The organism is Actinomycetospora rhizophila (assembly GCF_042657905.1).
Classification (GTDB): Bacteria; Actinomycetota; Actinomycetes; order Mycobacteriales; family Pseudonocardiaceae; genus Actinomycetospora; species Actinomycetospora rhizophila.
The window spans coordinates 49725-76385 of sequence record NZ_JBHSKG010000004.1 but is presented as its reverse complement, the minus strand read 5'-3'; the positions used below and the strand labels follow the sequence as shown (position 1 = coordinate 76385).

Genomic DNA, 26661 nt, shown 5'->3' with positions numbered 1-26661 from the left:
GGCGCCGTGACCCTCGACTTCAACCCCATGGTCAGCCCGCACCGGGAGGACCCGCACCTGTTCTACCGCGAGGCCCGCGCCCACCCGCCGATGATCAACCCGGTCCTGGGCGCGTACATGGTGACCCGGTACGCCGACCTGACCACCGTCATCGACGACCCCGAGACGTACTCGTCGGCGGTCGCGGTCCCGAAGATCTACTGGAACCCGCCCGAGGTCACCGAGGTCCTCCAGGCCGGCAACGTCCCGGAGACCAACGCCGTGGTCAACGAGGACGAGCCCGCCCACCACCCGATCCGGCGGGTGTTCGACGCCGGCTTCACCGGGGCGCGGGTGCGCGCGATGCTGCCGACGATGCGGGCGACGGCGGAGTCGCTGATCGACGGGTTCGACGGCCGCCGGGCCGACCTCGTCGTCGGCTACGCCGTCCCGTTCGTGCAGTCGGTGATCAACGCGATCATCGGTTTCCCGGCCGAGGACGGCGAGCGGATCCAGCAGTGGACCGACGACGTCAACATGCTCTGGAACCTGCTCGCCCCCCTCGACGACCGCATCGCCTCGGCCCGCCGGATGGCCGACTACACCGTCTATCTGCAGGCCCTCATCGACGACCGGCGCGCGCACCGGCGCGAGGACCTGATCTCCGACCTCGTGCACGGCGCCCACGGCTTCCCCGGCCTCGACGACGACTACGTCATCAACGTGGTCCGCGGGGCCGCGCGGGTGGCGGGCTTCGACACCACGCGGGACGCGATCACCGCGACGATGCTGGCGATCCTCCAGAACCCGGACGTGAACTCCCGCGTGCGGGCCGACCCCGCGAAGGCGATCCCGAAGGTCACCGAGGAGGTCCTGCGCCGCGACGCGCCCCACCGGGGCCTGTTCCGCATCACGACCCGGGACACGAGCCTCGGCGGCACCGACCTGCCGGCCGGCACGATGGTCCTGCTGCTGTTCGGCTCGGGGAACCGCGACGAGACGACGTTCCCCGACCCGGACGTCGTCGACATCGACCGCGCCAACGTCCGCGACCACCTCGCCTTCGGCCGCGGCCTGCACGTCTGCCCGGGCGCCCCGATGGCGCGCGCCGAGATCCGCGTCGCCCTCGAGACGCTGATCCGCCGCCTCCCGACCCTGCGCCTCGCCGACGGCTACGAGCCCACCTACATCGCGAGCTACTTCTTCCGCGGGCTGGAGACGCTCGACGTGACGTGGTGAGCCGCGCCGGGGTTGCCGCGAACGCGCTGTTCGCAGCTTCTAGGCGCCGAAAGTCCCCGTTGATCACCGACTGTCGGCGGGGACGCCACGGTTGCACATGATCGACGGACGCCGCTCCATATGCCTTGCGCGGCATATTCCACGTACGGCATGCTCATCCCGTGACCACCGCACCGGACACCGGGACGTGGGCGGCGCTCGCCGACCCGCACCGCCGGGCCATGCTCGGGCTGCTGCGCGAGCGGCCCCGGGCGGTCGGGGAGCTCGTCGACCTGCTCGAGCTCAGCCAGCCCAGCACGTCGAAGCACCTGCGGGTGCTGCGCGAGGCCGGGCTGGTGCGCGCGAGACCCGAGGCCCAGCGGCGGGTGTACGAGGTCGACCCCGCCCCGCTCGTCGCCCTCGACGCCTGGCTCGCGCCCTACCGGCGGCTGTGGTCCGACAGCCTCGACGCCCTCGGCCGGCGACTCGAGGAGACCGACCCACGGAAGGACACCCCGTGAGCCCCACCGGCAGCTACCTCGAGATCGACGGACGCCCCGCCCTGCGCTTCGTCCGGGAGTACGACCACCCCGCCGACCGCGTGTTCGCCCTGCTCACCGACCCCGACGAGCTCGTGCACTGGTTCCCCGCGCGCATCGCGGCGTCGTCGTGGGCTCCGGGTGCAGCGGTCACCTACTCCTTCGAGACCGACGGCGACGGCGGGGGCGGCGAGGTCCTGGTGCACGAGCCGCCGCACCGCGTCGGGTTCTCGTGGGACGACGAGCAGCTGTGGTTCGAGGTCGAGACGCTGCGCGACGGCCGCACCCGGCTGACGTTCACCCACGTCATGGAGGAGCGCGACGCCGCCTCGCGCAACGCCGCCGGCTGGGACCTCTGCCTGGACGCCCTCGACGCCGCGATCGCCGGCGCGCCCGGTGGCGCCCCCGGCGTCCGCACCCCGGGCTGGGAGGAGCTCTACCGGGCCTACGTCGACGCCGGCGTCCCCTCCGGGGCACCGATCCCCGGCTGAGTCGTCCGGGCGGGGGGAGCAGACTCGGCGCCCGTGCGCACCGACCTCCTCGCCGCCCTGGGGCAGGGCCCCGAGGTCACCGACGTCGACCTCTCCGGCGCCGACCCCGAGGCGGTCCGCGAGGCGCTGTCCGACGGGGGCCGGTGGGTGCTCCGGCGCTGCGTGCTCACCGAGCTCGACCTCTCCGGGGTCGACCTCGGTGCCGCGACGCTCGAGCGCTGCACGCTGACGAGGACGCGGCTGCGCGGCGCGGTGCTCGACGGCGCGACGGTCGAGGGCGGCTCGCTGGCCCAGGCCGACCTCGGCGACGCCGACCTCACCGACGCCGTCCTCACGGGCGTCGACCTCTCGCGCGCCCGCCTCGTCGGCGCCCGCCTCACCGACACCGCGTTCCGCGACTGCCGCATGATCGGCGCCGACCTCACCGGCATGCGCAGCCTCGCGGTCACGTTCTCGGTGGACGGGTGCTCGCTCGCCCTCGCGCGCCTCGCCGACGCCGCCCTGCGCGGCTGGCGCCTCGAGCGCGTCGACCTCTCCGACGCCGACCTCTCGGGCGCCGACCTGCGCGAGGCCGTCCTCACCGACTGCGCGCTACGCGGCACCGACCTCACGCACGCCCGCCTCGACGGCGCCGACCTGCGCGGCGCCGACCTCGGCGAGATCACCCCGGAGACGCCCGCGGTGCTGCGCGGCGCGATCGTCTCCGCCGAGCAGGCGGCCGACGTGTGCCGCGCGCTCGGGCTCCAGGTGATCTAGGAGCTCCTAGGAGAGCCGGTCCCCCGCGCGCAGCACCGTGGCGGGGTCGCAGCCCCGGCCGGAGGCCACGAGGCGGCGGGGGCGCACCCACTCGTCGGCGGTGGCGACGACCGGGCCCTCGTCGTCGTCGTCGACCTCGCCGGGCGAGCGTCCCGGGCACGCGCGACCGGTCGCCGCGAGGCGGACCACGCCGAGGTCGGCGTCGTGGCGGCGGGTGGTCGGGATGCCCCAGGGCGAGGGGTAGGGGCCGTAGTCACAGGCGCGCACGAAGTCGAGGACCTCGCGGGCGGGCTTCGACCAGGGGATGCGGCCGTCGTGCGGGACCTCGCGGCCGAAGTAGCGGCGGGCGGCGAGGTCCTGCGGGTGCCGGGGGACGGCGCCGGCGTCGAGGTGGGCGAGCAGCCGGTCGACGAGCTCCTGGCCGCGGGCGACGCAGCGCACCGAGACGGTGAGCGCGGTGTCGTCGGCCGTGACCGGGAAGCGGATCTGGTCGACGACGTCGCCGGTGTCGATCCCGGCCTCCATCCAGTGCAGCGTCACGCCGTGCTCGGCGTGGCCCCGCGCGACCGCCCAGCTGGGGGCGTTGAGACCCGCGACCTCGGGAAGGGGGCCGGGGTGGAGGTTGAACGCCCCGACGCGGGGCGCGGCGAGGACCTCCGGGCGGACGAGGTGGAGCGAGTGCACGTTGAGCAGCACGTCGATGCCGGCGTCGCGCAGCTGGTCGGCCAGCGCGGGGTCGCGGACGCGGTCGGCGGGGACCGTCGGCACGCCGAGCTCCGCGGCCGCCGCGGCGACACCGCCCTCGTCGGGACGACTCGCGGTCAGGACCATCCGCAGCCGGTGGTCGCTGCGCGCGATCCGCTGCAGCGTGCGGACCCCCGCGGCCTCCTCGGCGACGAGCGCGACCTCCACGAGCACCACCTCCCCTGTCGGGGACAATCCCTACCATTTCGGACCCGGAGGACGAACAGGCATGGGCGGGACGAGAGGGATCGGCGTCGGGATCGCCGTGCTGCTCGTGGCCGCGCTGGTCCTCGTCGCCGGCCTGTGGCTGTTCCAGCGCGAGCTCGTCTACGTGCCCTCGCGCGGACCGGTCGCCCCGGCGGCGTCCGCGCTCGCGGCGGCGCAGGACGTCACCCTGACGACCGCCGACGGGCTGGCCCTCGGGGCCTGGTTCGTGCCCGCGCGCAGCGAGCGGCGCGAGGTGACGGTGCTGGTCGCGAACGGCAACGCCGGCGACCGCTCCGCGCGCTCACCGCTGGCCGCGGCGCTCGCCGAGCAGGGTCTCGACGTCCTGCTGTTCGACTACCGCGGCTTCGGCGGGAACCCCGGCAGCCCCAGCGAGGAGGGCCTCGCCACCGACGCCCGCGCGGCCCGCGACCACCTCGTGCGCGACCGTGGCGTCGCCCCGCAGCGCCTGCTCTACCTGGGCGAGAGCATGGGCTCGGCCGTCGTGGCCCGGCTCGCGGCCGAGACCCCGGGGGCGCCGGTCGCCGGCATGGTGCTGCGCTCGCCGTTCGTCGACCTGCCCTCGATCGGCGAGCTCGTCTACCCGTTCCTGCCGGTCCGGGCCCTGCTGGCCGACCGGTTCCCGGTCACCGAGATGGTCGCGCGCGCCCGGGTGCCGACCACCGTGGTGCTCGGCGAGGCCGACCGCACGATCCCGCCGGCGCAGAGCCGCGCGGTGGCCGCCGCGGCCGCCGGGGACGTGGTGGCGGTCCCGGGGGCCGACCACAACGACGCCGTCCTCGCGCACGGGCCGGCGGTCGTCGGCGCGGTGGTCGCGCTGGCCGATCGGATCTAGGCAAGACCGGATCTAGAGGCCCCGCCGGGCGCCCATGTCGAGCGCCAGGGTCGAGCCGGTCAGCGCCGACGCCTCGGGGTCCAGCAGCGTCGCGACGGCCCAGCCGACCTGCTCCGGGGTCACCATCGCCCCCAGCGGCGACTCGGCCCGGCGCTCGGCGAGCACGTCCTCGACGTCGATCCCCCGCGCGTCGGCCTGCGCGGACGAGAGGCGGCGCAGGCGGTCGGTGTCGGCGGGCCCGGGGGCGACGAGGTGGGCGGTGATCCCGCGCGGCCCGTACGCGTCGGCGAGCTGGCGCACGAGGTTGGCCAGGGCGGCGTTGGTGACGCCCGCACCCGGCACGTGCGGGGACGGCTCGGCGCCGTAGTGCCCGCCGAGCGCGACGATCCGCGCGCCGTCGCCCAGCCACGGGTCGGCGGCCCGGACCAGGCGCAGCAGGCCCCCGACCTTGAGCGCGACCGCCGCACCGAGCGCCGCCGGCTCCACGACGTCCAGCCCGCCGAGGGCGGGCAGGCCGGCGGCCTGGACGACCATCCGCACCGGCAGGTCCCGGGTGCGCAGCGCCTCGGCGATCACCTCACCGGCGCCGTCGTCGCCGATGTCGGCCGCGCAGGCCCCGACACCCTCGTCGTCGGCCGCCAGCGCGGCGAGCGCCTCGGCGGAGCGGGCGACGGCGAGCACGGGCAGCCCGCGCGAGCGCAGCCGGTGCACGATCGCCCCGCCCAGGGCGCCGGTGGCGCCGACGACCACGGCGAGCGGTTCGGTCATGACGCGTGACCCTAGGACCCCCGGCCGGCCCACCCACGCCCCCGTTCGGCGGCGGGCAACGTTCGCGCTGGTGGAACGTGTTGCTTGCATCACAGCGCCGAGGGGATGAACGGTGACCTCGCGCTCATCGACGAGGAGGACCAGATGGCCAACGTGGTGCCGGTGGACGAGTTCGCCACGGGCGAGTGGTACCCGGGGTACAAGCCGGAGCACTTCGAGTCGCCGTACATCGTCGACGGGGCCAGTCCCTTCAAGCCCGGCGACGAACAGGGCTTCTGGTTCCTCGACTTCCACTGGTCGCGCGGCCTGACCCCGCTCGCCGCGACCCTGTGGAGCTCCGACGGCTACTGCTGGGGCACCCAGCACGCCGCCGAGTCGCTGCCGCTCCCGCCCGGGCGCGGCATCACCGCGCGCTTCGCCGGCACCCACCTCTACGGCTGCGCCCTGCCCGAGACCGACCCCCGCGAGATCGGCGCCCGCGCCAACCGCATCGCGACCAACCTCCCCCACTTCCTGCAGAACTACCGCTCGATCTGGGAGAGCGGCCGCGACGAGCTCGAGGCCACCTGGCAGTACTTCCGCGGTGTCGACTTCACCGGCACGCCCGACCTCACCGACCTGCTCACCCAGGGCCGGCGCTACCACAAGCGCTCGATGGAGATCCACTTTGGCGTCATGTACCCGATGCTGGCCAACTTCCTCGGGTTCTACGGCGCCTGCGCCGACATGGGGATCGACCCCGCCGAGATCGGCAAGTTCCTCCAGGGCGAGGACACCAAGATCATGGAGACCGACCGCGAGCTCTACCGGCTCGCGCTCAAGGCCCGCCAGGTCGGCATCGAGGCGGTCTTCGAGGAGAACGAGCCCCACCAGCTGCGCGAGGCCCTCGGCCGCCACGGCGGCGCGGCGTCGGTGTGGCTCACCGAGTTCGACGACTTCCTGCAGGTCTACGGCTGGCGCGCCGAGGCGACGTGCGACGTCGGCGTGCCGAGCTGGATCGAGGACAACACGATCCCGCTCGGCCTCGTCAAGACGTTCCTCAAGCGCGACGACGCCCACGACTTCGAGGCCGCGGCCCGCAACGCGCTGGCCGAGCGCGACGAGGCCATCGACAACGCCCGTTCCGGCCTCACCAAGGAGGAGCAGGCGGTCTTCGACGCGGGCCTGCAGTCCAACCAGGCCGCCAACTTCCCGTGGTGGCAGGACGACCACAACTACTACATCGACCTCAAGGTCATGCTCCCGCTGCGGTGGGGCTGCCAGGAGCTGGCGCGGCGCGAGAACGCCGACCACAAGGACGACATGCTCTACCTGTTCTGGCCGGAGCTCGTCGACGTCGCGAGCGGCCGGCGCCCCTACGCGGGCGAGCTCAAGAGCCTGGTGGGCGAGCGCCGCCAGTACTTCGACCACTGGTTCTCGAAGCGCAGCGAGATGCCGAAGGTGCTCGGGACCATCCCCGAGGCCGTCGAGGACCCGGTGCTCATCGAGATCTTCGGGCTCAACCCCTCGGCGATCAAGGCCGTGCAGAATCCGGACGCGGCGAAGCAGACGGTGATGTCGGGCGTCGCCGCGTCCAAGGGCACGGCGCGCGGCATCGCCCGGGTGCTCCAGTCGTCCGACGAGCTGCACCGCCTCGAGCCCGGCTCGATCCTCGTCTGCGAGTCGACATCGCCGAACTGGACGCCCGCCTTCGGCAAGATCGCTGGCGCCGTGTGCGACGGGGGCGGCATGCTGTCCCACGCGGCGATCGTCGGTCGCGAGTACGGCGTCCCGACGGTCACCGCGGTCGGCGTCGCGACGCTGTCGATCGCCGACGGCGACGAGATCGAGGTCGACGGCACCACCGGCACCGTCACCATCGTCACGAAGGCCACCACCACCCCGGACACCGCCGAGACCCCTGCGGGTGTCGCCGGGTGACCGCCGCTCCGGAGGCAGCCATGGACCCGGCCACCACCGTCACGCCCACCACCGTCACACCCACCACTGGCCACAGCTGCGACGCCGTCGTCTGGATCGACGAGGTCGACCCGCAGCGGGCCATCGCGGCCGGCGGCTCGAAGATGGGCCGGCTCGCCGAGCTGCTGGCTTCGGGCGTGGAGGTGCCGCAGGGCTTCGCGGTGACCGTCGACGCCTACGCCCGGCACTGCCGCGAGTCGGGCCTCGACGAACGGATCGACGCCGTGATCGGCCGGCTCGGGCCGTCGCCCTCCGAGGCGGAGGTCGAGGCGGCGTCGGCCGAGATCCGGGCGATGTTCACGGCGACGCCCGTCGGCGAGCACCTCACGGCCCGGCTCACCGAGGCCTACGAGGAGCTGTGCCTGCGCTGCGTCGACGTCAACGTGCCGGTCGCGGTGCGCTCGTCGGCCACCGGCGAGGACGCCGCCGACGCGTCGTTCGCGGGCATCTTCGACACCTACCTCGGGGTGTCGGGGATCGAGCGGGTGCTCGACGCGGTCCGCAACTGCTGGGGCTCCCTGTTCACCGCCCGCGCGCTCGCCTACCGACTGCGCAAAGGCATCAGCCACCACGCGATGCCGATCGCCGTCGGCGTCATCGAGCTGATCCACGCCCGCGCGTCCGGGGTGGCGTTCTCGGTCCACCCGGTGACGGGCAAGTCCGACCGGATCGTCGTCGAGACCAGCTGGGGCTGGGGCGAGGCGATCGTCCAGGGCCTCGTCGACCCCGACCACGTCGAGATCGGCAAGGCCGACGGCCGGGTCCTGAAGTACGACGTCGCGCACAAGCGGATCGTGTCGGCGTTCGACTTCGCGGTCGGCGCGGTCACCGAGATCGACATGCCGGCCAAGCTCGCCGACCGGAAGGTGCTCGACGACGAGCAGATCGGCGCGATCGCCTCCGCGGTGCGTGCCATCGAGGAGCACTACGGCCACCCGGTCGACGTCGAGTGGGTGATCAGCCGCCACCGCCGTGCGGGCGACCCGGTGTGCATCGTGCAGACCCGGCCGGTGACGGTGACGGCGCCGCCGGAGGAGGCCGCGCCGGCCGCCTACGACCCCGTGGCGCTGGCCCAGAAGTACCTGTTCTCCGGCAAGCCGATCCCGGGGCGGTAGCGCCGGGCGCTCACGCCCCGGCGGGCTCCGCGCGGGCGATGCCGTCGGACCCGGCGACCCAGCCGGGTCCGTCGGTGCTCGCGGCCTCGGGCGGGTCCTCGGCCTCGACCTCGGGCTCGGGCTCGGCGTCGGCCTCGGGCTCGGCGTCGGTCGCCGGTTCCGGCGCCCGCGGCGCGGGGACGACGGGAGGGACCATGCTCTCGTCCGCGAGCCGCTGGTACACCCGCCCGAGGTCGATCAGCCCGGACACCAGCACCATCGCGTCCCCGTCCCGCTCCAGGAACCGGACGGCCTCGGTCAGGCTCGCCGACGCGTCGTGCACCCGCCCGAGCAGGACCTGCATGCGCGCCACCGCCCGCAGGATGCGCCCGCAGTAGCCCGGGCTCGCCTGCTCGTCGAGCAGCGACAGCGCCCACTCGAACGTCTCCAGGGCCTGCCGGTCGGCCCCGCGTGCCCCGTGCTCGCCGAGCCGCTCGTAGAGCAGCCCCAGGCGGTACGCCCGGTCGGCGCGCCGCGACCGGTCGAGGTCGAGACCCGGGCGGCCGAGCAGTTCGAGGGCCTCGTCGGCCACCGTGTGGGCCTCGCCGACCTCCCCGGCGTCGATGAGGCACGTCGCGAGCGCGGAGAGCGTGATCTGCAGGTCGTCCGGGGCGGAGCCGATCCGCTTGGCGGCCGCCGAGCGGCGGTAGAGGTCGGCGGCCTCGCTGACCCGCCCGCTGGACTCGTGCACCAGGGCGATGTCGTGCAGCACGACGCCGTAGGTGGCCGGGTGCTCGTCGACGTCGGTGAGCTCGCGCGCCCGCTCGAACGCGGCCAGGGCCTGGTCGAGGTAGAACTCGGGCGAGGCGACGTCCTGCCGGTCGGTGGTCATGGGGGCCTCCAGGAGGACGCGCGGTCTCCCGCACGAGGATAGCCATCCGCCGTGTGAGCTGCGCCACCTGCGAGCCGGCGCGCGTACGGCCGCCACCGCCCGGGAACACGCCTCCGTCGACCGGACGGAGGACCACCATCAGCTCGTCGACCGAGACCTCCACCCGCGGGGCGCCCCGCGGCCTGCGCGGATCGCCGGCGGCGGGGGTGGTCGCCCTCGCCTTCCTCGTGACGATGCTCGGCGCGACCCTGCCGACCCCGCTCTACCCGATCTACGAGCAGCGCCTCGGGTTCGGCGGGGTCATGGTCACCGTGGTCTTCGCGGCGTACGCCGTCGGCGTGACGCTCGCGCTGCTGCTGTTCGGGCGGCTCTCCGACCAGCTCGGACGCCGCGCGGTGCTCCTGCCCGGGTTCGTGCTCGCGGCGGTGTCGAGCGCGGTCTTCCTCGTCCCGGACAGCGTCACCGCGCTCCTCGTCGGCCGCGTCCTGTCCGGGATCTCGGCCGGCATCTTCACCGGGACCGCCACCGCGGCGATCGTCGACCTCGCCCCCGAGGGCCGCCAGCAGCGCCACAGCCTGCTCGCGGCGTCGGTGAACATGCTGGGTCTGGGCCTCGGGCCGGTCGTGGCCGGCGCGCTCGCGCAGTACGCGCCCGCCCCGCTCGTCCTGCCCTACCTCGTGCACATCGTGCTGGTGCTCGTGGTGGGCGTCGCCCTCTGGAGGGTCGTCGAGCCGATCGAGACCGCGGACGGCCCGGTCAGCTGGCGACCGCAGCGGATCGCGGTGCCGCCCGAGGTCCGCGGGGTGTTCGTGCGCGCGGCCATCGCGGGGTTCGCGGGGTTCGCCGTGCTCGGCCTGTTCACCGGGGTGTCCCCGTCCTTCCTCACGCAGGTCCTCCACATCCAGGACCACCTCGTCGACGGGCTCGTCGTCTTCGCGCTCTTCGGCGCCTCGACCGTCGGGCAGATCGCCTCGTCCCGGCTCGCCGAGCGCCCGGCCCTGCTCGTCGGCTGCGCGATGCTGGTCGTCGGCGTGCTGCTGGTCGGCGCCGCGATCGGGCTCGCCTCGCTCGCGCTGCTCGTGGCGGGCGCGGTGGTCGCGGGCACCGGGCAGGGCATGAGCTTCCGGGCGGGGCTCGGCGCCGTGAGCGCGGGCAGCCCGGCGGCGCAGCGCAGCGAGGTCGCGTCCAGCTACTTCCTCGTGCTCTACGTGGGCATCTCGCTGCCGGTGATCGGCGAGGGCGTCGCGTCGGCGGCGTTCGGGCTGGTGACGTCCGGCATGGTGTTCGCCGGGGCCGTCGCGGTGCTCGGGATCGTCGCGTTCGTCGGCCTCGCGCGGGCGCGTCCGGTCACGTGAGGGCCAGGCGGCGGCTGATGACGTCGGCGGTGTCGGTGACGAGCGCGGTGTAGCGGCGCATCGTGGCCGCCGCCGCCCGCGCGACGGGGACGGCCACGCTCACCGCGGCGACCGGCTCGCCCGCGCCGTCGCGGATCAGCGCGCCGACCGAGACGACGCCCAGCCGGCTCTCCTCGCGGTTGTCGGCCCAGCCGCGCTCGGCGATCTCGCGCAGGCGCCGCCGCAGCGTGGCCGGGTCGGCGATCGAGTGCGGGGTCGGGCGCTCGGGCGTCCACGCGGCGAGCCGGGCGTCGAGCTCCTCGGGGGCCAGCGCGGCCAGCAGCACCTTGCCCGTGCTGGTCGTCGTCGCGGGCAGGCGCGTCCCGACCCGCGCGAAGATCCGGACGGTGTGCGGGCTCTCCAGGCGCTCGACGTACACCGAGTCCATCCCGTCGAGCACCGCGAGCTGCACGGTCTCCCCCGTCGCGTGGCGCAGCCCGGCCATCGCCGGCATCGCCGCCTCGTGCAGCCCGACGTGCGGTGCGACGCTCGCCCCGAGCTCGTGGACGGCCAGTCCGAGCCGGTAGGTGCCGCCGGGCCCGCGCTCGAGCAGGCGCTCGTCGGCGAGGGTCGCGAGCAGCCGGTGCACCGTGCTCGTGCCCAGGTCGAGACGGCGGGCGAGCTCGGCGACCCCGAGCTCGCGGTCGAGGACCGAGAACTCCTTGAGCAGCCGCGCGGCGTTGCGGACCGAGCCCAGTTCCCAGCTCGGCCGCGGCGCCACGGGAGCGAACCTAGTCCGGGATCGGCGGCGCGGGGATCTCGAAGGCGTTGAGCAGCGCCGAGGTCGCGAGGTACATGCCGACGAGGTGCACCAGGTCGAGGACCCCGTCGCGCCCGAACAGCTCCTCGGCCCGCGCGTAGGTCCCGGCGGCGACGCGGTGGGTGCGCACGAGCTCGTCGGCGAAGCGGTGCGCGGCGAGCTCGTCGTCCGCGAAGCCCTCGGTGGAGCCCTCGCGCAGGCCGGCGATGACCGTCTCGGACAGCCCGGCGCTGCGGGCGGCGGCGACGTGGGCGTAGACCTCGTAGTCGGCCTGCCACGCGACACCGACGGTGAGGATGACGACCTCGCGGATCGGCGCGGCCAGCGACGAGTGGCGCTGGTCGGTGGCGATCCAGCGGTTGAACGCCGTCCCCGGCTCGGGGCGCAGGACGAACGCGTTGAACGGCCCGAGCAGCCCGCCGGCGTCGTCGGTCGCGGCGAAGCCGGAGCGTTCGGCCCACACCGCGCCGCGCTCCACGATCCGGTCGCGGACGGCGCGCTGGTCGTCGTCGAGCTCGAGCGTCTCGTTGCGCGGGAGGCGTCCGCCCCAGTCGCGGTCGTCGGCGCCGGGGTGCACGGAGATCGTCACCCGGCCGACGCTAACGGCGGGCGGGGTCGCCGGCAGTCCGGGTCGTCACCGAGCGCCGGATGGCCAGCGAGAGCCCCGCCGCGACCACGCACAGCGCACCGGCCGACCACCAGGCGCCGTCGTAGGCGCCGGTGACGTCCCGGATCAGTCCGGCGCCGACCGCGGCGATCGCCGAGCCGAGCTGGTGGGCCGCGAAGACCCAGCCGAACACGATCGGCGCCCGCGACCCGAAGCGCTCGCGGCACAGCGCCACGGTCGGCGGCACCGTCGCGACCCAGTCGAGGCCGTAGAAGATGATGAACGCCCACAGCGGCGGGGCGGCGGTCGGCGCGAGCAGGAACGGCAGCACCAGCAGCGACGCGCCGCGCAGCACGTAGTAGACGGCGAGCAGCTTGCGCGGGTCGACGCGGTCGGTCAGGTAGCCCGAGGCGATGGTGCCGAGCACGTCGAACACGCCGACCACGGCGAGCAGTCCCGCGGCGGTGGTGGCCGGCATCCCGTGGTCGTGGGCGGCGGGCACGAAGTGGGTGTTGAGCAGGCCGACGGTGGTCGCCCCGCAGATCGCGAACCCGCCCGCGAGCAGCCAGAACGTCCCGGTGCGGGCGGCGTCGGCCAGCACGGCGACGGTGCGCCGGGCCGCCCCGCCCGTGACGACCTCCTCGGGCTCGTCCTCGCCGGGGGTGGCCCCGTGGGCGACCGTGCCGACGTCGGAGGGCCGATCACGCAGGAAGAGGAGCACCAGGGGGACGACGACCAGCGCGCCCGCCGCGACCACCAGCGACGCGAACCGCCATCCCACCGACCCGGCGAGCGAGGCCATGAGCGGCAGGAACACCAGGCCGCCGGCGGCCTGGGCCGCGGTCAGCACGCCGGAGACGAGACCGCGCCGACGCACGAACCACCGCCCGGTGACCACGGCGACGAAGGCGAGCGCCATCGACCCGGTGCCGACCCCGACCAGCACGCCCCAGAGCAGCACCAGCTGCCAGGCGGTCGTCATGAACACCGTGAGGCCGCTGCCGGCGGCGACGAGCAGCAGGGCGATCGAGACGACCCGCCGCATCCCGAAGCGCTCCATCAGCGCCGCGGCGAACGGCGAGACGATGCCGTAGAGCAGCAGGTTGAGCGACACCGCCGACGAGATCGTCGCCGTCGACCAGCCGAACTCGGCGTGCAGCGGCTCGACGAACACCCCCGGCGCCGACCGGAACCCCGAGGCGCCGAGCAGCGTCACGAACGCGGTCGCGGCGACGGCCCACGGCCAGGCGTTCCGGCGGGCGGACGTGGTCGTCGTGGGCGTGGCGTCGGGCCGCGTCTCGGTCACGAGGAGACAGCCTGCGGGACCGCTCGTCGATCGACCAGTGGCCCGAACGCCATGTCGTGCAAGAATCCGGCCATGACCCGTCACGTGGTCGCGGTCCTCGCCCTGCCCGAGGTCGTCGGCTTCGACCTGCAGATCCCGCCGCAGGTCTTCGGGACCGCCGAGGGTCCCGACGGCCCGCTCTACGACGTGCGCGTCTGCGGCATGACCGAGCGGGTGCCGTCGACGGCGGGGTTCTCGCTGCTGCTCGAGCACGGGCCGGAGGCGCTCGCAGCGGCCGACACCGTGATCGTGCCGGGCACCCACTACGTGCCCGCGCGCCGCGACGGCGTGCTGCCCGACGACGTGCTCGCCGCGCTCGCCACCGTGCCCGCCCACGCCCGGTGGCTCTCGATCTGCACCGGCGCGTTCGTGCTGGCCGCGGCGGGCCGGCTCGAGGGGCGGCGGGTCGCGACGCACTGGGCCCGCGCCGCCGACCTGCGCCGGCTGCACCCCCACCTCGAGGTCGACGAGTCGGTGCTCTTCGTCGACGACGGCGACGTCGCGACCTCGGCGGGGCTGGCCGCCGGCCTGGACCTCTGCCTGCACGTGCTGCGCGGCGACCACGGCGCGGAGGTCGCCAACGCCGTCGCCCGCCACCTCGTCGTCGCCCCGTGGCGCGACGGCGGGCAGGCGCAGTTCATCGACCACCCGCTGCCGCCGGCGGGTGCGGGCGCCACGGGCACGGTGCGGGCGTGGGCGGTGGAGCACCTCGACGAGGACATCGACGTCGCGGGCCTCGCGGCGCGGGCGTCGATGAGCGTCCGCACGTTCACCCGCCGCTTCCGCGCCGAGACCGGGACCTCGCCGCACGCCTGGCTGGTGGCGCAGCGGGTGGCCCGCGCGCGTCGTCTGCTCGAGGGCAGCGACCTGCCCGTCGACCGGGTCGCCGCGGAGGCGGGGCTGGGCACGGCGGCCTCGCTGCGGGCCCACCTCGCCGAGGAGGTCGGCCTCTCGCCGCTCGCCTACCGGCGACGGTTCCGGCGCCGGGGCGCCTGAGCGCGCATCCCGCGGAGAGGGACGGAGCTCTTCTCCGGGACGCGCCGGCTCCCTAGCGTCGGGGTCACCGCCACATCCCGGGAGGACACCGGTGCTGACCGCCGAGCAGAACGAGGAACTCACCGCCGTCGAGGCCGGCACGCCGATGGGCGAGGTGCTGCGCCGCTACTGGTACCCCGTCGCGTTCACCCGGGAGCTCACCGAGTTCCCCGTCAAGCGCGTCGAGCTGCTCGGCGAGTTCTTCGCGCTGTGGCGCTCGCCCTCGGGGAAGTACGGGATCATCCCCGAGCCCTGCCCGCACCGGAAGGCGTCGATGGCCTACGGGGTCGTCGAGGGCGACGGGCTGCGCTGCCCGTACCACGGGTGGAAGTTCGACACCGACGGCGCGTGCACCGACCAGCCGGCCGAGAAGGCGAACACCAACTTCCAGGAGCGGGTGCGCGCCACCGCCGGCAAGGTCGAGGAGATGGGCGGGCTCGTCTGGGCCTACATCGGTCCCGACCCGGCGCCGCTGCTGCCGCGCTTCGACGTCTACGTGATGGACGGCTACCGCGACATCGGCTGGGCCGACATCCCCTGCAACTACGTGCAGGTCATGGAGAACGCGGTCGACCCCCACCACGTCGAGCACCTGCACGGCCGCTACTTCGAGTTCATCGGCCGCCACGAGGGCTTCGAGGCCCCGGCGTCGTTCGGCAAGAAGCACCAGCGCATCGGCTTCGACGCCTTCGAGTGGGGCATCATCAAGCGCCGCGTGCTCTCGGGGGCGAGCGAGGACAACGACGACTGGAAGGTCGGCCACCCGCTCGTCTTCCCCTACAACATGCGCGTCGGGGGCGGCGGCATCCACCAGATGCAGATCCGGGTGCCGATCAACCGCACGACGACCCGGTTCATGCTCTACACGGTGCACGCGCCCGAGGGCTACGAGCCGGTCGTGCAGGAGAACGTGCCCGACTACGAGATCCCGGTGTTCGACGACCGCGGCAACCACGTCGTCAACTACGTCGAGGGCCAGGACATCATGGCCTGGGTGACGCAGGGCCCGATCACCGATCGCACCACCGAGCACCTGGGGCGCTCGGACATCGGCGTCTCGCTGCTGCGCAAGATGTTCCGCCAGGCGATGCAGGCCGTCGCCAAGGGCGAGGACCCGCTGGGCACCATCCGGGAGCCGCACGAGCGTATCGACCTGCCCTGCGAGAAGGACAAGTTCCACGCGGGCGCCGCCGAGTTCGCGCTCGACTTCTGCGCCATGGGCTCCACGCGCTACTCCCCCGCGCTCGAGACCATCCGCCAGGTGCACCTGTCCGCGGCCGCGCGCGTCGAGGACGACAAGGCCGCCGGGCGCCCGTCGTTCACCCCCGAGGGCGGCATCGGCACCGCCACCCTCGCGCCCGACACCTCGGCGCAGGTGGACTCGGGGACGATCCCGCGGTGAGACTGTCGGACGTGACAGCGCCCGACGGCTCGCCCGGCGCCAGGATCGACCGCCGGTTCGCCGCGGACGTCGAGGCCCACCGCCGCGACGCGCCCCGCTTCTGCCCGGCGTGCGCCCGCGACCTCGGCCTCGCCAACGAGTTCTGGGAGGGCGACGCGCGGCGGTTCTACTGCTGGTGCGCGAGCTGCGACTGGACGGGCGAGGTCACGACCACCGGCGACCGGGCGATCGGTCACGAGCCCGAGCACTGAGGCGCGCGGGGCCCGGGGCTTTCTGAGCGAGGGGCACCTTCGGTCGCATAGATGGGCGAGGGGCGCCCCTCGCCGGAACGGTGCCGGCTGGTCGGCGGCCCTGCATCGTGAGCGAGGGGCACCTTCGGTCGGGGTAGGTGAGCGAGGGGCGCCCCTCGCCAGAACGCCGCCGGCGGGCCGCGCGGGCCCGTGGAGATCACGGGCACCTCGTGCACGTCCGCCTGGCGCCGACGGTGCACCAGGTGCCCGTGATCACGGGCTGGTCGGGCTGCTCACCCCGGCGACTCTGAGCGAGGGGCACCTTCGCTCGGATAGAGGAGCGAGGGGTGCCCTTCGCCGGCACGGTGCCCGTGATCGTCGGGGCTGGTCGGGCAGTCTCCCGAGCGTTGAGGCGGTGTGCGTGAACGGGCCCCGGCGGTGTCGCGGGTGTCGCTACTGTCGTCCATGTCCGCTAGAATCGAACGCATGAGCGAACGGGTGCTCGGGACGGTGGAGCGGGACGCGATCGAGCGCGCCCGCCTCGCCGAGACCGCCCGCCGCCGCGAGGCCTACGTGCGTCTGGAGCAGGTCGCCGCCCTCGAGGAGCTGCAGGTCGCGGAGCACACCGGGGACCGCTCCACCGGGCGGCTGCTCGAACAGCTGTGGCGGATCGGGGCGGTCGAGGCCAAACGGCTGGTCGACGAGGCCCGCGATCTGTGCGGTCGCCGCTCCATGACCGGCGAGCCGCAGCCGGCCCGGTTGCCCGCCACCGCGACGGTCGCCGCCGCCGGGCAGATCGCCCCGGCCCATATCGCGATCATCCGGTCCACGATGCGCCGCCTCGACCGCGTCGAGGCCCTGCCCCTGCGGGAGTGGGTCGACGCCGAGCACCGCCTGGCCGACGAGGCCACCCGACTCGGCCCGCGCGGGTTGCAAGCAATCGCGGACCGGCTGCTCGCGCACCTCGACCCCGACGGGGAAGAACCACCCGAAGAGCACGCCGGCGGTGATGACGAGTTGTTGTTCACCCGTCGCAAGAACGGGGTGCTGCTGTTCCGTGGGCGGATGTCCGACCCTGTCGACGGCGAAGCGTTCCTCGGGGTGATCGACGACCTGGCCGCCCCCTGCGGACCGGATGACACCCGTGGACTCGCGCTGCGCCGCATCGAGGGGCTGAAGGACCTCGCCGGCGAGGCTCGCCGCCCTGGCGGCATCGTCGCCGACGAGCCAGGCGACGAGCCGGACGACACAGCCGAGGGCACTGGTGAACGCCCTGGCGAGGGCAGCGGCGAGGGCGAGCACGCCGCGCCGGACACCGACTCGGACACCGACTCGGACACCGACTCGGACACCGACTCGGACACCGCGCGCGACGCGCTGATCCCCGAGCCGCGCCGCCCCGAATCGGGCCGCCCCGAGCAGGCTCGACGTCGGCCGGCACCCGCGAGCCCGGGGCGCGCGCTACTCACGATCACCATCGACCACCGCTGGCTCCGCCAGGCCCTGACCGACAAGGGCGGCTACGGCGTGCTCGAATCCGGGCTCCGCGTGCACCCCGGCACCGTGCGTCGCTGGGCCTGCGACGCCGACATCGTGCCCGTCGTACTCGGGTCGAGGTCCGAACCCCTCGACGTCGGACGCCGCCAGCGCACCGCCCCCGACGCCATCCGCCGCGCGCTCAACCTCCGAGACGTGGGCTGCGCGTTCCCCGGCTGCACCCGACCACCCCGCCGCTGCCAAGTCCACCACCTGCAGGGATGGGCCGACCTCGGAGTTACCGCGCTCGACAACATGTGCCTGCTGTGCCGCTACCACCACCAACTGATCCACCACGGCCACTGGACCATCACCATGCGAGACGGCCGGCCCTGGTTCACCCCACCCTGGATCCTCGACCCCGACCGACAACCCCGACCCGGCGGACGACCACACGTCCCCCTCTGAGGTGCGCCGGGATCAGCGCTCGATCGTGATGTTCCAGCTGTCGAGCGTGCCCCGGTCGATCGCGACGCGGTCGGCGACCGTGAGCGTCCAGGCCCCCGAGACCGACTGCCCGACGAGCGGGGCGAGCGGGCCACCCTGGTTGCTGTCGAGCGCCAGGGCGAGGCCCGGGCGGTTGCGGTCGCACTGGTCGAGGTCGGACAGCACCGCCGTCTGGCCCTGCGGCGAGCGCAGGGTGACGACCAGGTCGCAGACGTACGGGTGGCTGATCGTGGCGTTGACCTGGATCGCCGACACCGTGCCCGAGCCGTCGAGGGTGATCGTGTCGGTGACGCCGACGGGGTCGGAGTCGGGGATCGGCACCGAGCGCTGCGACGCGCCCTCGACCGTGCCGCCGCCGAGGGTGACCACGAGGACGACGACCGCGATCACCGCGACGACCACCACCGCCGCGCCCCCGAGGATCCAGGGCAGCGCCTTGTTCTTCTTCGGTGGCGGCTGCTGCTGCCAGCCGCCGTAGGGCCCGTACCCCGGCTGGCCGTAGCCGGGCTGGCCGTAGCCCTGCTGCCCGTAGGGCTGCTGCCCGTATGGCTGGCCGTACCCCTGCTGCCCGTACGGCTGCTGCCCGTAGCCCGGTTGCCCGTAGGGCTGCTGTCCGTACGGCTGCTGCCCGTACCCCTGCTGCCCGTAGCCCTGCTGGTACGGATCGCCCTGCTGCCCCCCGTAGTACGGCTGGGGCCCGGAGGGCCCGGAAGGCTCCGCCGTGGGCCCGTACTGGGTGGGCTGGGAGCCGAACGACTCCGACCGGTTGGGGTCACCGGAACCGGAACCACCGCCGAAAGGGGAGGACACGCGCGGCAACATACCTCCCACGCCCTGTCGTCAGGGCGCCCCTCGCGAACCCGCTCGAAGGACCCGGAGGAACCGGGCGCATCACTCCCGCGCGTGGGCCCGCAGACGCTCCGACCACGACAGCTGCCGGGGCGGGTCGCCGACGTCGGCGTAGGTCACGCCGTCGATCTCGCGCACGGGGTGGACGCCGAGCACGTGCTGCGGCGAGGTCGGGCACTCCCCCGTGTCGAGGTCGAAGCGGTACCAGTGCCACGGGCAGACGAGCACGTTCCCGTCGCGCACCCAGCCCTGCTCGAGCGGCCCTTTGTTGTGCGGGCAGACGGCGTCGACGACGCGCAGGCCGTCGGGGACCGCGAGCACGACGAAGCGCCGGCCGTCGTCGCTGGTGACGACGCCCGGCGCCTCGACGCGCACGAGGCTCATCGACGTCCGGACGCCCGCAAGGAAGCCAGCGACTCCCCGCCCACGAACCAGTGCTCCGGTTCGCACTCGGTGACGACGACACGGACGTTCTCGGCGGGCGCGCCGACCGCGCGGGTCACCGCGGCCGTGACCTCCTCCCCCAGCGCGGCGAGCTGCTCGGGGCTGCGGCCCCGGGCGAGGGTGATCTGGACGAGCGGCACGGCGGCCTCCGGGGGTCAGGACGAGCAGGCGAGCTCGACCGTGCCGAGACGGTCGATGGTCACGGTGACGACGTCGCCGGCGACGACCGGCGTGGCGGCGGTGAGGCCGCCGGAGAGGACGACCTCGCCGGCCGCGAGGCCCTCGCCGGTCGCGGCGAGGCGGCGCACGAGCCAGGCGACGGCCGCCGCGGGGTGCCCGAGCGACGCGGCACCCGACGCCGTCGCCACCAGCTCCCCGTTCTTCTCCAGCAGCACCCCGACGAGCCGGACGTCGACGCCGGCGGCGGGCACCGGCGTGCCGACGACGAAGCGGGCCGCCGAGGTGTTGTCGGCGACGACGTCGGCCATGGTGAAGCGGTAGTCGCGGAACCGGGAGTCGAGGATCTCGATGCCGACGGCCAGCCCCGACGTCGCGGAGAGCACGTCGGCGGCGGTGACGTGCTCGCCCGCGAGGTCGCGGCCGAGGACGAAGACGATCTCCGGCTCGGCGCGCGGCTGGATCAGCTCGCCGGTCCGCAGCGGCTCCCCGAGGTCCAGGGCGCCGGTGCCGGGCAGGAAGCCGAAGACCGGGTCGGACACCCCGACCTGGGCCTGCTTGGCCCGCGAGGTCACCCCCAGCTTCCAGCCCACCCGCGGCCCGGCCTGCTCGCGCAGCACGCGCTGCACGGCGTAGCCGGTCTCGAGGTCGAGGTCCGTGACGTCGTCGGTGAGCGGGTCGATCGCGGTGCGCTCGGTGACGGCCTTGGTCAGCCGGTCGGCCAGGTCGTGCACGTCGACAGAAGTCATGGTCCAGCTCCGCTGCGCTTCGTGTCCGTAGCCATCAGGACTCCTTCACCCGGATCGTCACCGGCCCGAGACGGTCGAACTCGGCGCGGAACACGTCGCCCGCGGCCAGCGGGACCGCCGCGTGCAGCGCGCCCGTCATGATCATGTGGCCGGGCTCGAGCGCCACCCCGGCCTCGCCGAGGACGTTGGCCAGCCACGCCACGACGGCCAGCGGGTCGCCGAGGGCCGCCGCACCGGCGCCGGTGTCGACGAGCTCCCCGTTGCGCGTGAACGTCATGCCGATCAGCCGTGTGTCGAGTCCCGCGAGCGGCACCAGCCGCGAGGACACGGCGACCGCGCCGTTGGAGGCGAGGTCGGCGACGGTGTCGGCGAGCTTGATGCGCCAGTCGGCGATCCGGGAGTCGACGATCTCCATCGCCGCCGCCACCCCGGCGACGGCGGGCGCGACGTCGGTCGGCCCGATGCCCGGGCCCTGCAGCCGCTGCCCGAGGACGAAGACGATCTCGGCCTCGACCTTCGGCTGGATGAAGCGGCTCAGCGGGATCGCGTCGCCGTCGCGGTAGACCGTCGAGGACAGCACCGGCCCGTAGTCCGGGGTGTCGATGCCGATCATCTTCTGCATCGCCGCGGAGGTGACGCCGACCTTGTGCCCGACGACCCGGTCGCCGTCGGCGAGCAGCAGCGGCACCAGCTCCTGCTGGATCGCGTAGCCGTCGGCCATGTCGAGGTCGGGCTCGGTGTCGGTGAACGGCGCGATCGGCACGCGCGTGCGCCGCGCCTCGTACAGCGCCCGCGCCTTCGCCTTCACTGAATCTGCCGGGGGGTCGGTGACGGCCACTCAGCTCTCCTTCTCGAGTACGGGTGCCTGTTCGGACCACCCCAGGCGACGGGACACGGCCTCGCCGGCCTCGACGACCGTGCGGGCCAGGCGCTTGCGGGGCATCGCGCGGAACCGACTGACCGGCGCGCCGATGCCGATCGCGGCGACGACCGCCCCGCGCGCGTCACGGATCGGGGCGGCCAGCGACGCGACGCCGACCTCGCGCTCGTCGACCGCGTCGGCCCACCCGCGGGCACGGACGGTGGCGAGCGCGCGGCGCAGGTCGTCGGGCTCGGTGAGGGTGTGGGGCGTGTGGCGGGTCAGCGTGGCCGTCGCGAGGTAGCGCTCGCGCACCGGCTCGGGCGCGAAGGCGAGCAGCACCTTGCCCGAGCTCGTGCAGTGCACTGGCACGCGGCGCCCGGTCTCGGTGAACAGCCGCAGCGCGTGGCTGGACTCCAGCCGGTCGACGTAGACGACGTCGTGGCCGTCGAGCATGCCGACCTGGGCGGACTCGCCGGTCTCCTCGCGCAGGTGGGCGAGCACCGAGCCGGCGGCGGCGTGCAGGTCCATGTGCACCCGCACGGCCTCGCCCAGCTCGAAGACCACGAGCCCCAGGCGGTAGCCGCCCGTGCGCGGGTCCTGCTCGACGAGCCCTTCGGCCGCGAGCGTGGTGAGCAGCCGATGCACGGCGCTCTTGCCCAGGTCGAGACGGCGGGCGAGCTCGGAGACGCCGAGCGACTCCTCGCGCGTGAGGAACGCCTTGAGCAGCCGGGCGGCGTTGGTGACCGTCTGCAGCGGCGCGTCGGTCACGCCGGCTCCTGCGTGAAGGCGTCGAGCAGCACCTTGCGCACGGCGTCCGGGTCGGGCGTCGCCCCGGGGCGCAGCGCGGCGTCGACGGCCTCGCCGACGGCGGTGTCGAAGGGGCGGATCGCGCGGGCTAGCAGGATCTGGGCGCGGGCGAGACCGGCCACGGCCGCGCCCTCCATCTCGTCGACCAGCGCCTCGCGGCCCCGCGCCCGGTCGCGCAGGCGCTCGAAGTCGCGCGCCGTCGCGGAGTGGGCGCTGGCCAGCCCGGAGCCGACGTGCCCCGCGTGGTGCGGCGAGAGCCCCGAGCCCGGCTGCGTGACCACGTGGTAGACGACGGTCGAGATGCCCAGCGCGCCGCGCACCTTGTCCGACGCCGGCCCGTCGGACTCGTCGATGAGCCCGAGGGCGGGCACGACCACCGGGTCGTAGAAGCGCACGACCCACTCGAGCCCCTCGGCGGACCCCGGGAGCTCCACCTCCTGGCCGCGCGTCGGGCCGAGACCCTCGGTGGTCGCGAGGATGTGCAGGTTGCGCGCGCCGACCGCGGCCACCGTCACCCGTCCGGCCGCGACCAGCGGCAGACGCCCCTGCACCGCCGGGGGGAACGTCCCGGCCTGCTTCAGGTAGGCGCGGTGGATGCCCTCGACGTAGCCGGCGACCGCGCGTCGCATGGCCATCGGGTCCGCCACGTCGCCCCTCCCGTCAAGCCCCGGCGTTCCGGAAGTCGGAACGCGTTGTCTTCCTTCCGGAACGCTAGGGCGGTTAGCGTCGCGGCGTCAAGGAAGCCGGCCCCGCCCGGAAAGGGCATCTCGCATGGGAATCCTCCGCCTGGCCCACGTCGACGTCCGCACGCCCGATCTCGATCTCTCGGCGGCGTACTACACCGAGGTCATGGGCCTGCAGCAGGTCCAGCGCACCGACGACTGCGTCTACCTCAAGTGCTGGGACGAGGAGGACCACCACTCGCTGCGGATGCGCTACAACCCGCGCACCGGCATGGACTCCTTCACCTTCCGCGTCGAGGAGGAGGACGACCTCCACGAGCTCGAGAAGAAGGTCGAGGCCTACGGCTGCCCCACCAGCCGCGTCAGCCGCGGCGAGGCCGTCGGGCAGGGCGAGTCGCTGCGCTTCGAGGTGCCGTCGGGCCAGATCATGGAGCTGGTCTGGGACATCGAGAAGACCGGCAACATGCTCGGCAAGCACAACCCGTCGCCGGTCCCGCCGCCGGACCTGCCCGGCATCGCCCCGCCGCGGATGGACCACATGCTGGTCAACGCCGAGGAGGTCGCCGAGTCGGCGGCGTTCTTCATCGACGTGCTCGGGATGCGCATGACCGAGCAGGTCCTCGACGGCAACGGCCACCAGCTCGGCGTGTGGCTCGCGGGCAACACTCGCTCCCCCCACGACATCGCCATCGTCAACGGCCCCAACGGCGCCCTGCACCACTGGGCGTACTGGCTCGACGACTGGGACCACATCCGCAAGGCCGCGGACACGCTGGCCTTCAACGGGGTGCAGATCGACCAGGGCCCGACGCGCCACGGCGTCACCCGCGGCAACACCATCTACTTCTTCGACCCGCTCGGCATCCGCAACGAGGTCTTCACCGGCGGCTACTGGGTCGACCCCGACACCGAGATCCTCACCTGGACCGAGGACAACTTCGGCAAGGGCCTCTTCTACTACGAGAACGTCATCAGCCAGCGGTTCCTGCGGATGCACACGTAAAGGACTCGTCGACCATGGCCACCACCTCCGACCGGATCATCCGGTTGCAGCACGTCGAGGTCCGGGTCCCCGACCTGGAGCTCGCCACCGCCTACTACACCGAGGTCCTCGGCCTCCTGGAGACCGCGCGCGACGAGCGCGACGGCGCCCCGCGGGTCTTCCTCAAGTGCTGGGACGAGCGCGAGCACCACTCGGTGATCCTGCGCGAGGCCCCCACCTACGGCCTCGACCACATGTCGTTCAAGCTCAACGAGCCCGAGGACCTCGACCACTTCACGGCGAAGCTCGAGGCCGCCGGCGTGCCGGTGAAGCGCTTCGCGGCCCGCGAGCTGGGCCCGGGCTGGGGCGAGGCGATCCGCTTCGACGCCCCCTCGGGTCACCTCGTCGAGCTGACCCACGGCACCGAGCGGATCGGCAACATGCTGCCGAAGACGAACCCGCCGCCCCGCCCGCAGGACCTCATCGGCATCGCGCCGCCGCGCCTGGACCACCTGTTCGTCATGGCCGAGGACGTCGAGGCGTTCACCGCCTTCTTCACCGAGCTGCTCGAGTTCCGGCTCACCGAGCAGATCCTCGCCAACGACGGCCACCAGCTCGCGACGTTCCTCGAGCACTCCCACACCCCGCACGACATCGCCGTCATCACCGGCCCTAACGGCGCGCTGCACCACTTCGCGTTCTGGATGGACGATTGGAACGGCATCCGCGAGGCCGCCGACGCGCTCGCCTACCACGGCGTGACGATCGACGTGGCCCCCACGCGCCACGGCGTCACCCGCGGGTACACGACGTACTTCTTCGACCCGGCCGGCAACCGCAACGAGCTCTTCACCGGCGGCTACTGGGTCGACCCCGACTTCGAGCCGATCACCTGGACCGAGGAGGAGATGGGGCGCGCCATCTTCTACTACCACCGCCAGGTCAACGAGCGCTTCTTCACGGTGCACTCGTGACGAGCACCGACCCGCGCTCGGTCCACCGCTACGAGGCCCCGGACTACCTGTCCCGCTACCGCTCGCGCCGCGGCACCGAGGCGTCCGCGCCCCCCGAGACCGCTCCGACGACGGACAACACGCCGCTCTACCTGCGCCGCTTCCGTGAGCGCGGCTCCGCACCCGTCGACACCGGGACCGTCGAGTACGAGGGGAAGACGTTCACGCCGGCGCTGGCCGAGGCGAGCCGCGGCAAGGAGGTCGCGGCGCCGGTCGAGCGCCGCGCGTCGGAGAAGATCGTCTGCGAGATCTCGATCATCCGGCACGGCATCACCCAGGGCTACTCCACCGACGCCGGGCTGACGCCCATGGGCGGCTGGCAGGCCCACCGCCGCGGTCACGAGCTCGCGCGCCGCTTCGACCACGGCGACAAGGTGCGCCTGGTCTGCGCCGACACCAACCGCGCCCGCCAGACCGCCGACCAGCTCTACAACGGGGTCACCGACGGCCTGCAGATGTGGGGCATCGACGCCGAGATCACCGAGAAGGAGCCGATCCCGGAGCTGCGCAACTTCGGGGTCTGGACCCCCGACGGCCTGCGCGACGTCACCTCGGCGTTCCGGCAGTACCAGGCCACCAACGAGACCCTCGAGCGCCTCGCCGTCGGCGACCGCCCGCGCTGGCTCGTGGAGATCGACCGCTTCTACCGGACCCAGCTGGGCGGGGCGGACCCGATCCAGGAGTGGCTGACGATCCCGATGATGTACTTCGAGCCGCCGGCGATGTGCGTCCGACGGTTCTGGCGCGGCTTCCACCGGCTGATCACCGAGTCGACGCAGCCCGACGGCTCGCTGACCCACCGCCGCATCCTCGCCGCGACCCACTCCGGCCCGATGCGCGCGTTCGCCACCTGGGCGCACGGCTACGACCCCGGCGAGCCCCTGAACACCGAGGAGATCCGCGTCAAGGTGCGCGAGGGCGCCCGCAGCGCGTTCGTCTCGTACCGCAACCGGGTCACCGAGGTGAACGTGCCGCCGCCGGACGAGTTCCCGCAGTGGGAGGCCTGAGCATGACGGTGCTGTCCCTTCCACCACTCGACGTCGACCACGGCCCGGCCGACGACGACTCCCCGCTGCGGTCGGTCTCGACGGCGGTGTCGGTGCTCGACTGCTTCGCCGACGAGGCCGAGCTCGGGGCGACGCGCGTCGCCGCCCGCCTCGGGATCGCCAAGAGCACGGCGTGCCGGATGCTGGCGGCGCTGGCCACCGGCGGGCTGCTCGAGCGCACCGGCTCGGGTCGCTACCGCCTGGGCCTGCGGCTGTTCGAGTACGGGCAGCTCGCTGTCGACCGCCTCATGCTGCGCGACGTCGCCCTCCCGGCGATGGGCGAGCTGCGCGAGCTGCTCCGCGAGACGATCCAGCTCGGCGTCAGCGTCGGCACCGACGTGCTCTACGTCGAGCGCGCCGAGTCGGCCGCCATGAACGTCCGGTTCCGCAGCGAGCACCGCCGCAACCCGGCGCACTCGTCGAGCGCGGGCCGGGTGCTCGCGGCCGCGGACCCGGCGCTGATCACCGCGATCCTCGAGCGCGGCCTGCAGCGCTACACCCCGTTCACCGTGGTCGACCCGCTGCGCTACCGGCAGATCCTCGCGATCACCCGGGAGCAGGGCTACGCGACCTCCCGCGAGGAGTTCGAGCCGGGCTGGTCGTCGATCGCCGCCCCGATCACGCTCACCCGCGGCGGGCGCCCGCACCCGGTCGCCGCGCTGTCGGTGGTCGGGCCCACCTCGCGCGTGCTGGGACCCCGCAAGCCGGCGGTCGTCCAGGGCGTGCGGCGAGCCGCGGCGCGGGTCTCGGCGGACCTGGAGCGGGCGCGGGGTTAGGGTGTAACGCCCGTCAC

The 26661-nt window shown here is 73.9% G+C and carries 29 protein-coding genes; 16 read left to right on the top strand and 13 right to left on the bottom strand.

Features of this window, described 5'->3' with window-relative positions; translation table 11 throughout:
* Positions 1 to 6: 6 nt before the first annotated feature.
* From ACFPK1_RS09730 to ACFPK1_RS09715, 4 genes are all read left to right on the top strand, one after another.
* Complete coding sequence (locus ACFPK1_RS09730; RefSeq protein WP_378020717.1) at positions 7 to 1218, top strand: cytochrome P450; 1212 nt, start codon at positions 7 to 9, stop codon at positions 1216 to 1218.
* Between the two features lie 161 nt (positions 1219 to 1379).
* On the top strand, positions 1380 to 1718 hold the full coding sequence (locus tag ACFPK1_RS09725; protein ID WP_378020716.1) for an ArsR/SmtB family transcription factor: 339 nt from the start codon (positions 1380 to 1382) through the stop codon (positions 1716 to 1718).
* The gene (locus ACFPK1_RS09720; RefSeq protein WP_378020715.1) at positions 1715 to 2227 is read left to right on the top strand and encodes an SRPBCC domain-containing protein; all 513 of its coding nucleotides are present in this window, start codon (positions 1715 to 1717) and stop codon (positions 2225 to 2227) included. The genes ACFPK1_RS09725 and ACFPK1_RS09720 overlap by 4 nt, the downstream gene beginning before the upstream one ends.
* Positions 2228 to 2260: 33 nt before the next feature.
* Positions 2261 to 2983 (top strand): pentapeptide repeat-containing protein, encoded by a 723-nt coding sequence (locus ACFPK1_RS09715; protein ID WP_378020714.1) that lies wholly within the window; start codon positions 2261 to 2263, stop codon positions 2981 to 2983.
* A 6-nt stretch (positions 2984 to 2989) separates the two neighbouring features.
* Here the strand turns inward: ACFPK1_RS09715 and ACFPK1_RS09710 are convergent, their stop codons facing one another.
* Positions 2990 to 3895 (bottom strand): methionyl-tRNA formyltransferase, encoded by a 906-nt coding sequence (locus tag ACFPK1_RS09710; RefSeq protein ID WP_378020713.1) that lies wholly within the window; start codon positions 3893 to 3895, stop codon positions 2990 to 2992.
* A 61-nt stretch (positions 3896 to 3956) separates the two neighbouring features.
* Here ACFPK1_RS09710 and ACFPK1_RS09705 point away from each other — a divergent pair, with 61 nt between their 5' ends.
* On the top strand, positions 3957 to 4787 hold the full coding sequence (locus ACFPK1_RS09705; protein ID WP_378020712.1) for an alpha/beta hydrolase: 831 nt from the start codon (positions 3957 to 3959) through the stop codon (positions 4785 to 4787).
* Positions 4788 to 4799: 12 nt separating this feature from the next.
* Here ACFPK1_RS09705 and ACFPK1_RS09700 read toward each other — a convergent pair whose 3' ends face one another.
* Positions 4800 to 5555 carry an SDR family oxidoreductase gene (locus tag ACFPK1_RS09700; RefSeq protein ID WP_378020711.1) on the bottom strand — a complete coding sequence of 252 codons (756 nt, stop codon included), beginning with the start codon at positions 5553 to 5555 and terminating at the stop codon, positions 4800 to 4802.
* 105 nt (positions 5556 to 5660) lie between these two features.
* Here ACFPK1_RS09700 and ACFPK1_RS09695 point away from each other — a divergent pair, with 105 nt between their 5' ends.
* The gene (locus ACFPK1_RS09695) at positions 5661 to 7475 is read left to right on the top strand and encodes a PEP-utilizing enzyme (protein WP_378020710.1); all 1815 of its coding nucleotides are present in this window, start codon (positions 5661 to 5663) and stop codon (positions 7473 to 7475) included.
* On the top strand, positions 7472 to 8629 hold the full coding sequence (locus ACFPK1_RS09690) for a PEP/pyruvate-binding domain-containing protein (protein WP_378020709.1): 1158 nt from the start codon (positions 7472 to 7474) through the stop codon (positions 8627 to 8629). The genes ACFPK1_RS09695 and ACFPK1_RS09690 overlap by 4 nt, the downstream gene beginning before the upstream one ends.
* A 10-nt stretch (positions 8630 to 8639) precedes the next feature.
* Here the strand turns inward: ACFPK1_RS09690 and ACFPK1_RS09685 are convergent, their stop codons facing one another.
* The gene (locus ACFPK1_RS09685) at positions 8640 to 9500 is read right to left on the bottom strand and encodes a tetratricopeptide repeat protein (protein ID WP_378020708.1); all 861 of its coding nucleotides are present in this window, start codon (positions 9498 to 9500) and stop codon (positions 8640 to 8642) included.
* A gap of 206 nt (positions 9501 to 9706) precedes the next feature.
* On the opposite strand from ACFPK1_RS09685, the gene ACFPK1_RS09680 reads away from it, so the two are divergent.
* On the top strand, positions 9707 to 10855 hold the full coding sequence (locus tag ACFPK1_RS09680; RefSeq protein WP_378020707.1) for an MFS transporter: 1149 nt from the start codon (positions 9707 to 9709) through the stop codon (positions 10853 to 10855).
* Here the strand turns inward: ACFPK1_RS09680 and ACFPK1_RS09675 are convergent.
* The 3 genes from ACFPK1_RS09675 to ACFPK1_RS09665 are packed head-to-tail and all read right to left on the bottom strand — an operon-like array spanning position 10848 to position 13567.
* On the bottom strand, positions 10848 to 11615 hold the full coding sequence (locus tag ACFPK1_RS09675; RefSeq protein WP_378020706.1) for an IclR family transcriptional regulator: 768 nt from the start codon (positions 11613 to 11615) through the stop codon (positions 10848 to 10850). The genes ACFPK1_RS09680 and ACFPK1_RS09675 overlap by 8 nt on opposite strands.
* 10 nt (positions 11616 to 11625) lie before the next feature.
* Positions 11626 to 12243, bottom strand: a complete 618-nt coding sequence (locus ACFPK1_RS09670) for a carboxymuconolactone decarboxylase family protein (RefSeq protein ID WP_378020705.1) — start codon at positions 12241 to 12243, stop codon at positions 11626 to 11628.
* Positions 12244 to 12253: 10 nt separating this feature from the next.
* On the bottom strand, positions 12254 to 13567 hold the full coding sequence (locus ACFPK1_RS09665) for an MFS transporter (protein ID WP_378020704.1): 1314 nt from the start codon (positions 13565 to 13567) through the stop codon (positions 12254 to 12256).
* Positions 13568 to 13639: 72 nt separating this feature from the next.
* Between ACFPK1_RS09665 and ACFPK1_RS09660 the strand changes: the two genes are divergently transcribed.
* The 4 genes from ACFPK1_RS09660 (at position 13640) to ACFPK1_RS09645 (ending at position 18217) form a co-directional block, all read left to right on the top strand.
* Positions 13640 to 14602, top strand: coding sequence for a GlxA family transcriptional regulator (locus tag ACFPK1_RS09660; RefSeq protein WP_378020703.1), 963 nt, complete (start codon positions 13640 to 13642; stop codon positions 14600 to 14602).
* A gap of 91 nt (positions 14603 to 14693) precedes the next feature.
* The gene (locus ACFPK1_RS09655) at positions 14694 to 16043 is read left to right on the top strand and encodes a Rieske 2Fe-2S domain-containing protein (protein WP_378020702.1); all 1350 of its coding nucleotides are present in this window, start codon (positions 14694 to 14696) and stop codon (positions 16041 to 16043) included.
* An 11-nt stretch (positions 16044 to 16054) separates the two neighbouring features.
* Positions 16055 to 16294, top strand: coding sequence for a hypothetical protein (locus tag ACFPK1_RS09650; protein WP_378020701.1), 240 nt, complete (start codon positions 16055 to 16057; stop codon positions 16292 to 16294).
* 465 nt (positions 16295 to 16759) lie between these two features.
* Entirely contained in the window at positions 16760 to 18217 is a 1458-nt protein-coding gene (locus tag ACFPK1_RS09645) for a DUF222 domain-containing protein (RefSeq protein WP_378020700.1), read from the top strand.
* 12 nt (positions 18218 to 18229) lie between these two features.
* Here the strand turns inward: ACFPK1_RS09645 and ACFPK1_RS09640 are convergent, their stop codons facing one another.
* The 7 genes from ACFPK1_RS09640 to ACFPK1_RS09610 all read right to left on the bottom strand — a co-directional run bounded on the left by ACFPK1_RS09640 (position 18230) and on the right by ACFPK1_RS09610 (position 22779).
* A complete protein-coding gene (locus ACFPK1_RS09640; protein WP_378020699.1) occupies positions 18230 to 19066 on the bottom strand; it encodes a proprotein convertase P-domain-containing protein in 837 nt (278 codons plus the stop codon).
* Between the two features lie 81 nt (positions 19067 to 19147).
* Positions 19148 to 19489, bottom strand: coding sequence for a Rieske (2Fe-2S) protein (locus ACFPK1_RS09635; RefSeq protein ID WP_378020698.1), 342 nt, complete (start codon positions 19487 to 19489; stop codon positions 19148 to 19150).
* Positions 19486 to 19689, bottom strand: coding sequence for a 2-hydroxymuconate tautomerase (locus tag ACFPK1_RS09630; protein WP_274199461.1), 204 nt, complete (start codon positions 19687 to 19689; stop codon positions 19486 to 19488). The genes ACFPK1_RS09635 and ACFPK1_RS09630 overlap by 4 nt, the downstream gene beginning before the upstream one ends.
* Positions 19690 to 19704: 15 nt before the next feature.
* The gene (locus ACFPK1_RS09625; protein WP_378020697.1) at positions 19705 to 20475 is read right to left on the bottom strand and encodes a 2-keto-4-pentenoate hydratase; all 771 of its coding nucleotides are present in this window, start codon (positions 20473 to 20475) and stop codon (positions 19705 to 19707) included.
* A gap of 34 nt (positions 20476 to 20509) precedes the next feature.
* Positions 20510 to 21313 (bottom strand): 2-keto-4-pentenoate hydratase, encoded by an 804-nt coding sequence (locus tag ACFPK1_RS09620; RefSeq protein ID WP_378020696.1) that lies wholly within the window; start codon positions 21311 to 21313, stop codon positions 20510 to 20512.
* Positions 21314 to 22105, bottom strand: a complete 792-nt coding sequence (locus tag ACFPK1_RS09615) for an IclR family transcriptional regulator (protein ID WP_378020695.1) — start codon at positions 22103 to 22105, stop codon at positions 21314 to 21316.
* The gene (locus ACFPK1_RS09610; RefSeq protein WP_378020694.1) at positions 22102 to 22779 is read right to left on the bottom strand and encodes a hypothetical protein; all 678 of its coding nucleotides are present in this window, start codon (positions 22777 to 22779) and stop codon (positions 22102 to 22104) included. The genes ACFPK1_RS09615 and ACFPK1_RS09610 overlap by 4 nt, the downstream gene beginning before the upstream one ends.
* A gap of 136 nt (positions 22780 to 22915) precedes the next feature.
* On the opposite strand from ACFPK1_RS09610, the gene ACFPK1_RS09605 reads away from it, so the two are divergent.
* Genes ACFPK1_RS09605 through ACFPK1_RS09590 form a run of 4 tightly spaced genes read left to right on the top strand, consistent with a single transcriptional unit; the run spans position 22916 to position 26644 of the window.
* Positions 22916 to 23830 carry a catechol 2,3-dioxygenase gene (locus tag ACFPK1_RS09605; protein ID WP_378020693.1) on the top strand — a complete coding sequence of 305 codons (915 nt, stop codon included), beginning with the start codon at positions 22916 to 22918 and terminating at the stop codon, positions 23828 to 23830.
* Positions 23831 to 23844: 14 nt separating this feature from the next.
* Complete coding sequence (locus tag ACFPK1_RS09600; RefSeq protein ID WP_378020692.1) at positions 23845 to 24783, top strand: catechol 2,3-dioxygenase; 939 nt, start codon at positions 23845 to 23847, stop codon at positions 24781 to 24783.
* On the top strand, positions 24780 to 25829 hold the full coding sequence (locus tag ACFPK1_RS09595; RefSeq protein WP_378020691.1) for a histidine phosphatase family protein: 1050 nt from the start codon (positions 24780 to 24782) through the stop codon (positions 25827 to 25829). Before ACFPK1_RS09600 ends, ACFPK1_RS09595 begins: the two co-directional genes overlap by 4 nt.
* Positions 25830 to 25831: 2 nt before the next feature.
* The gene (locus tag ACFPK1_RS09590; RefSeq protein WP_378020690.1) at positions 25832 to 26644 is read left to right on the top strand and encodes an IclR family transcriptional regulator; all 813 of its coding nucleotides are present in this window, start codon (positions 25832 to 25834) and stop codon (positions 26642 to 26644) included.
* The last annotated feature ends 17 nt before the right edge of the window (positions 26645 to 26661 follow it).

Excerpts from the sequence above, each read along its gene's own strand:
- ACFPK1_RS09605 (WP_378020693.1), top strand. The coding sequence starts at position 22,916 with ATGGGAATCCTCCGCCTGGCCCACGTCGACGTCCGCACGCCCGATCTC.
- ACFPK1_RS09660 (WP_378020703.1), top strand. The coding sequence starts at position 13,640 with ATGACCCGTCACGTGGTCGCGGTCCTCGCCCTGCCCGAGGTCGTCGGC.
- ACFPK1_RS09600 (WP_378020692.1), top strand. The coding sequence starts at position 23,845 with ATGGCCACCACCTCCGACCGGATCATCCGGTTGCAGCACGTCGAGGTC.
- ACFPK1_RS09625 (WP_378020697.1), bottom strand. The coding sequence starts at position 20,475 with ATGACTTCTGTCGACGTGCACGACCTGGCCGACCGGCTGACCAAGGCC.
- ACFPK1_RS09705 (WP_378020712.1), top strand. The coding sequence starts at position 3,957 with ATGGGCGGGACGAGAGGGATCGGCGTCGGGATCGCCGTGCTGCTCGTG.
- ACFPK1_RS09590 (WP_378020690.1), top strand. The coding sequence starts at position 25,832 with ATGACGGTGCTGTCCCTTCCACCACTCGACGTCGACCACGGCCCGGCC.
- ACFPK1_RS09645 (WP_378020700.1), top strand. The coding sequence starts at position 16,760 with ATGAGCGAACGGGTGCTCGGGACGGTGGAGCGGGACGCGATCGAGCGC.
- ACFPK1_RS09685 (WP_378020708.1), bottom strand. The coding sequence starts at position 9,500 with ATGACCACCGACCGGCAGGACGTCGCCTCGCCCGAGTTCTACCTCGAC.
- ACFPK1_RS09700 (WP_378020711.1), bottom strand. The coding sequence starts at position 5,555 with ATGACCGAACCGCTCGCCGTGGTCGTCGGCGCCACCGGCGCCCTGGGC.
- ACFPK1_RS09635 (WP_378020698.1), bottom strand. The coding sequence starts at position 19,489 with ATGAGCCTCGTGCGCGTCGAGGCGCCGGGCGTCGTCACCAGCGACGAC.
- ACFPK1_RS09695 (WP_378020710.1), top strand. The coding sequence starts at position 5,661 with ATGAACGGTGACCTCGCGCTCATCGACGAGGAGGACCAGATGGCCAAC.
- ACFPK1_RS09610 (WP_378020694.1), bottom strand. The coding sequence starts at position 22,779 with ATGGCCATGCGACGCGCGGTCGCCGGCTACGTCGAGGGCATCCACCGC.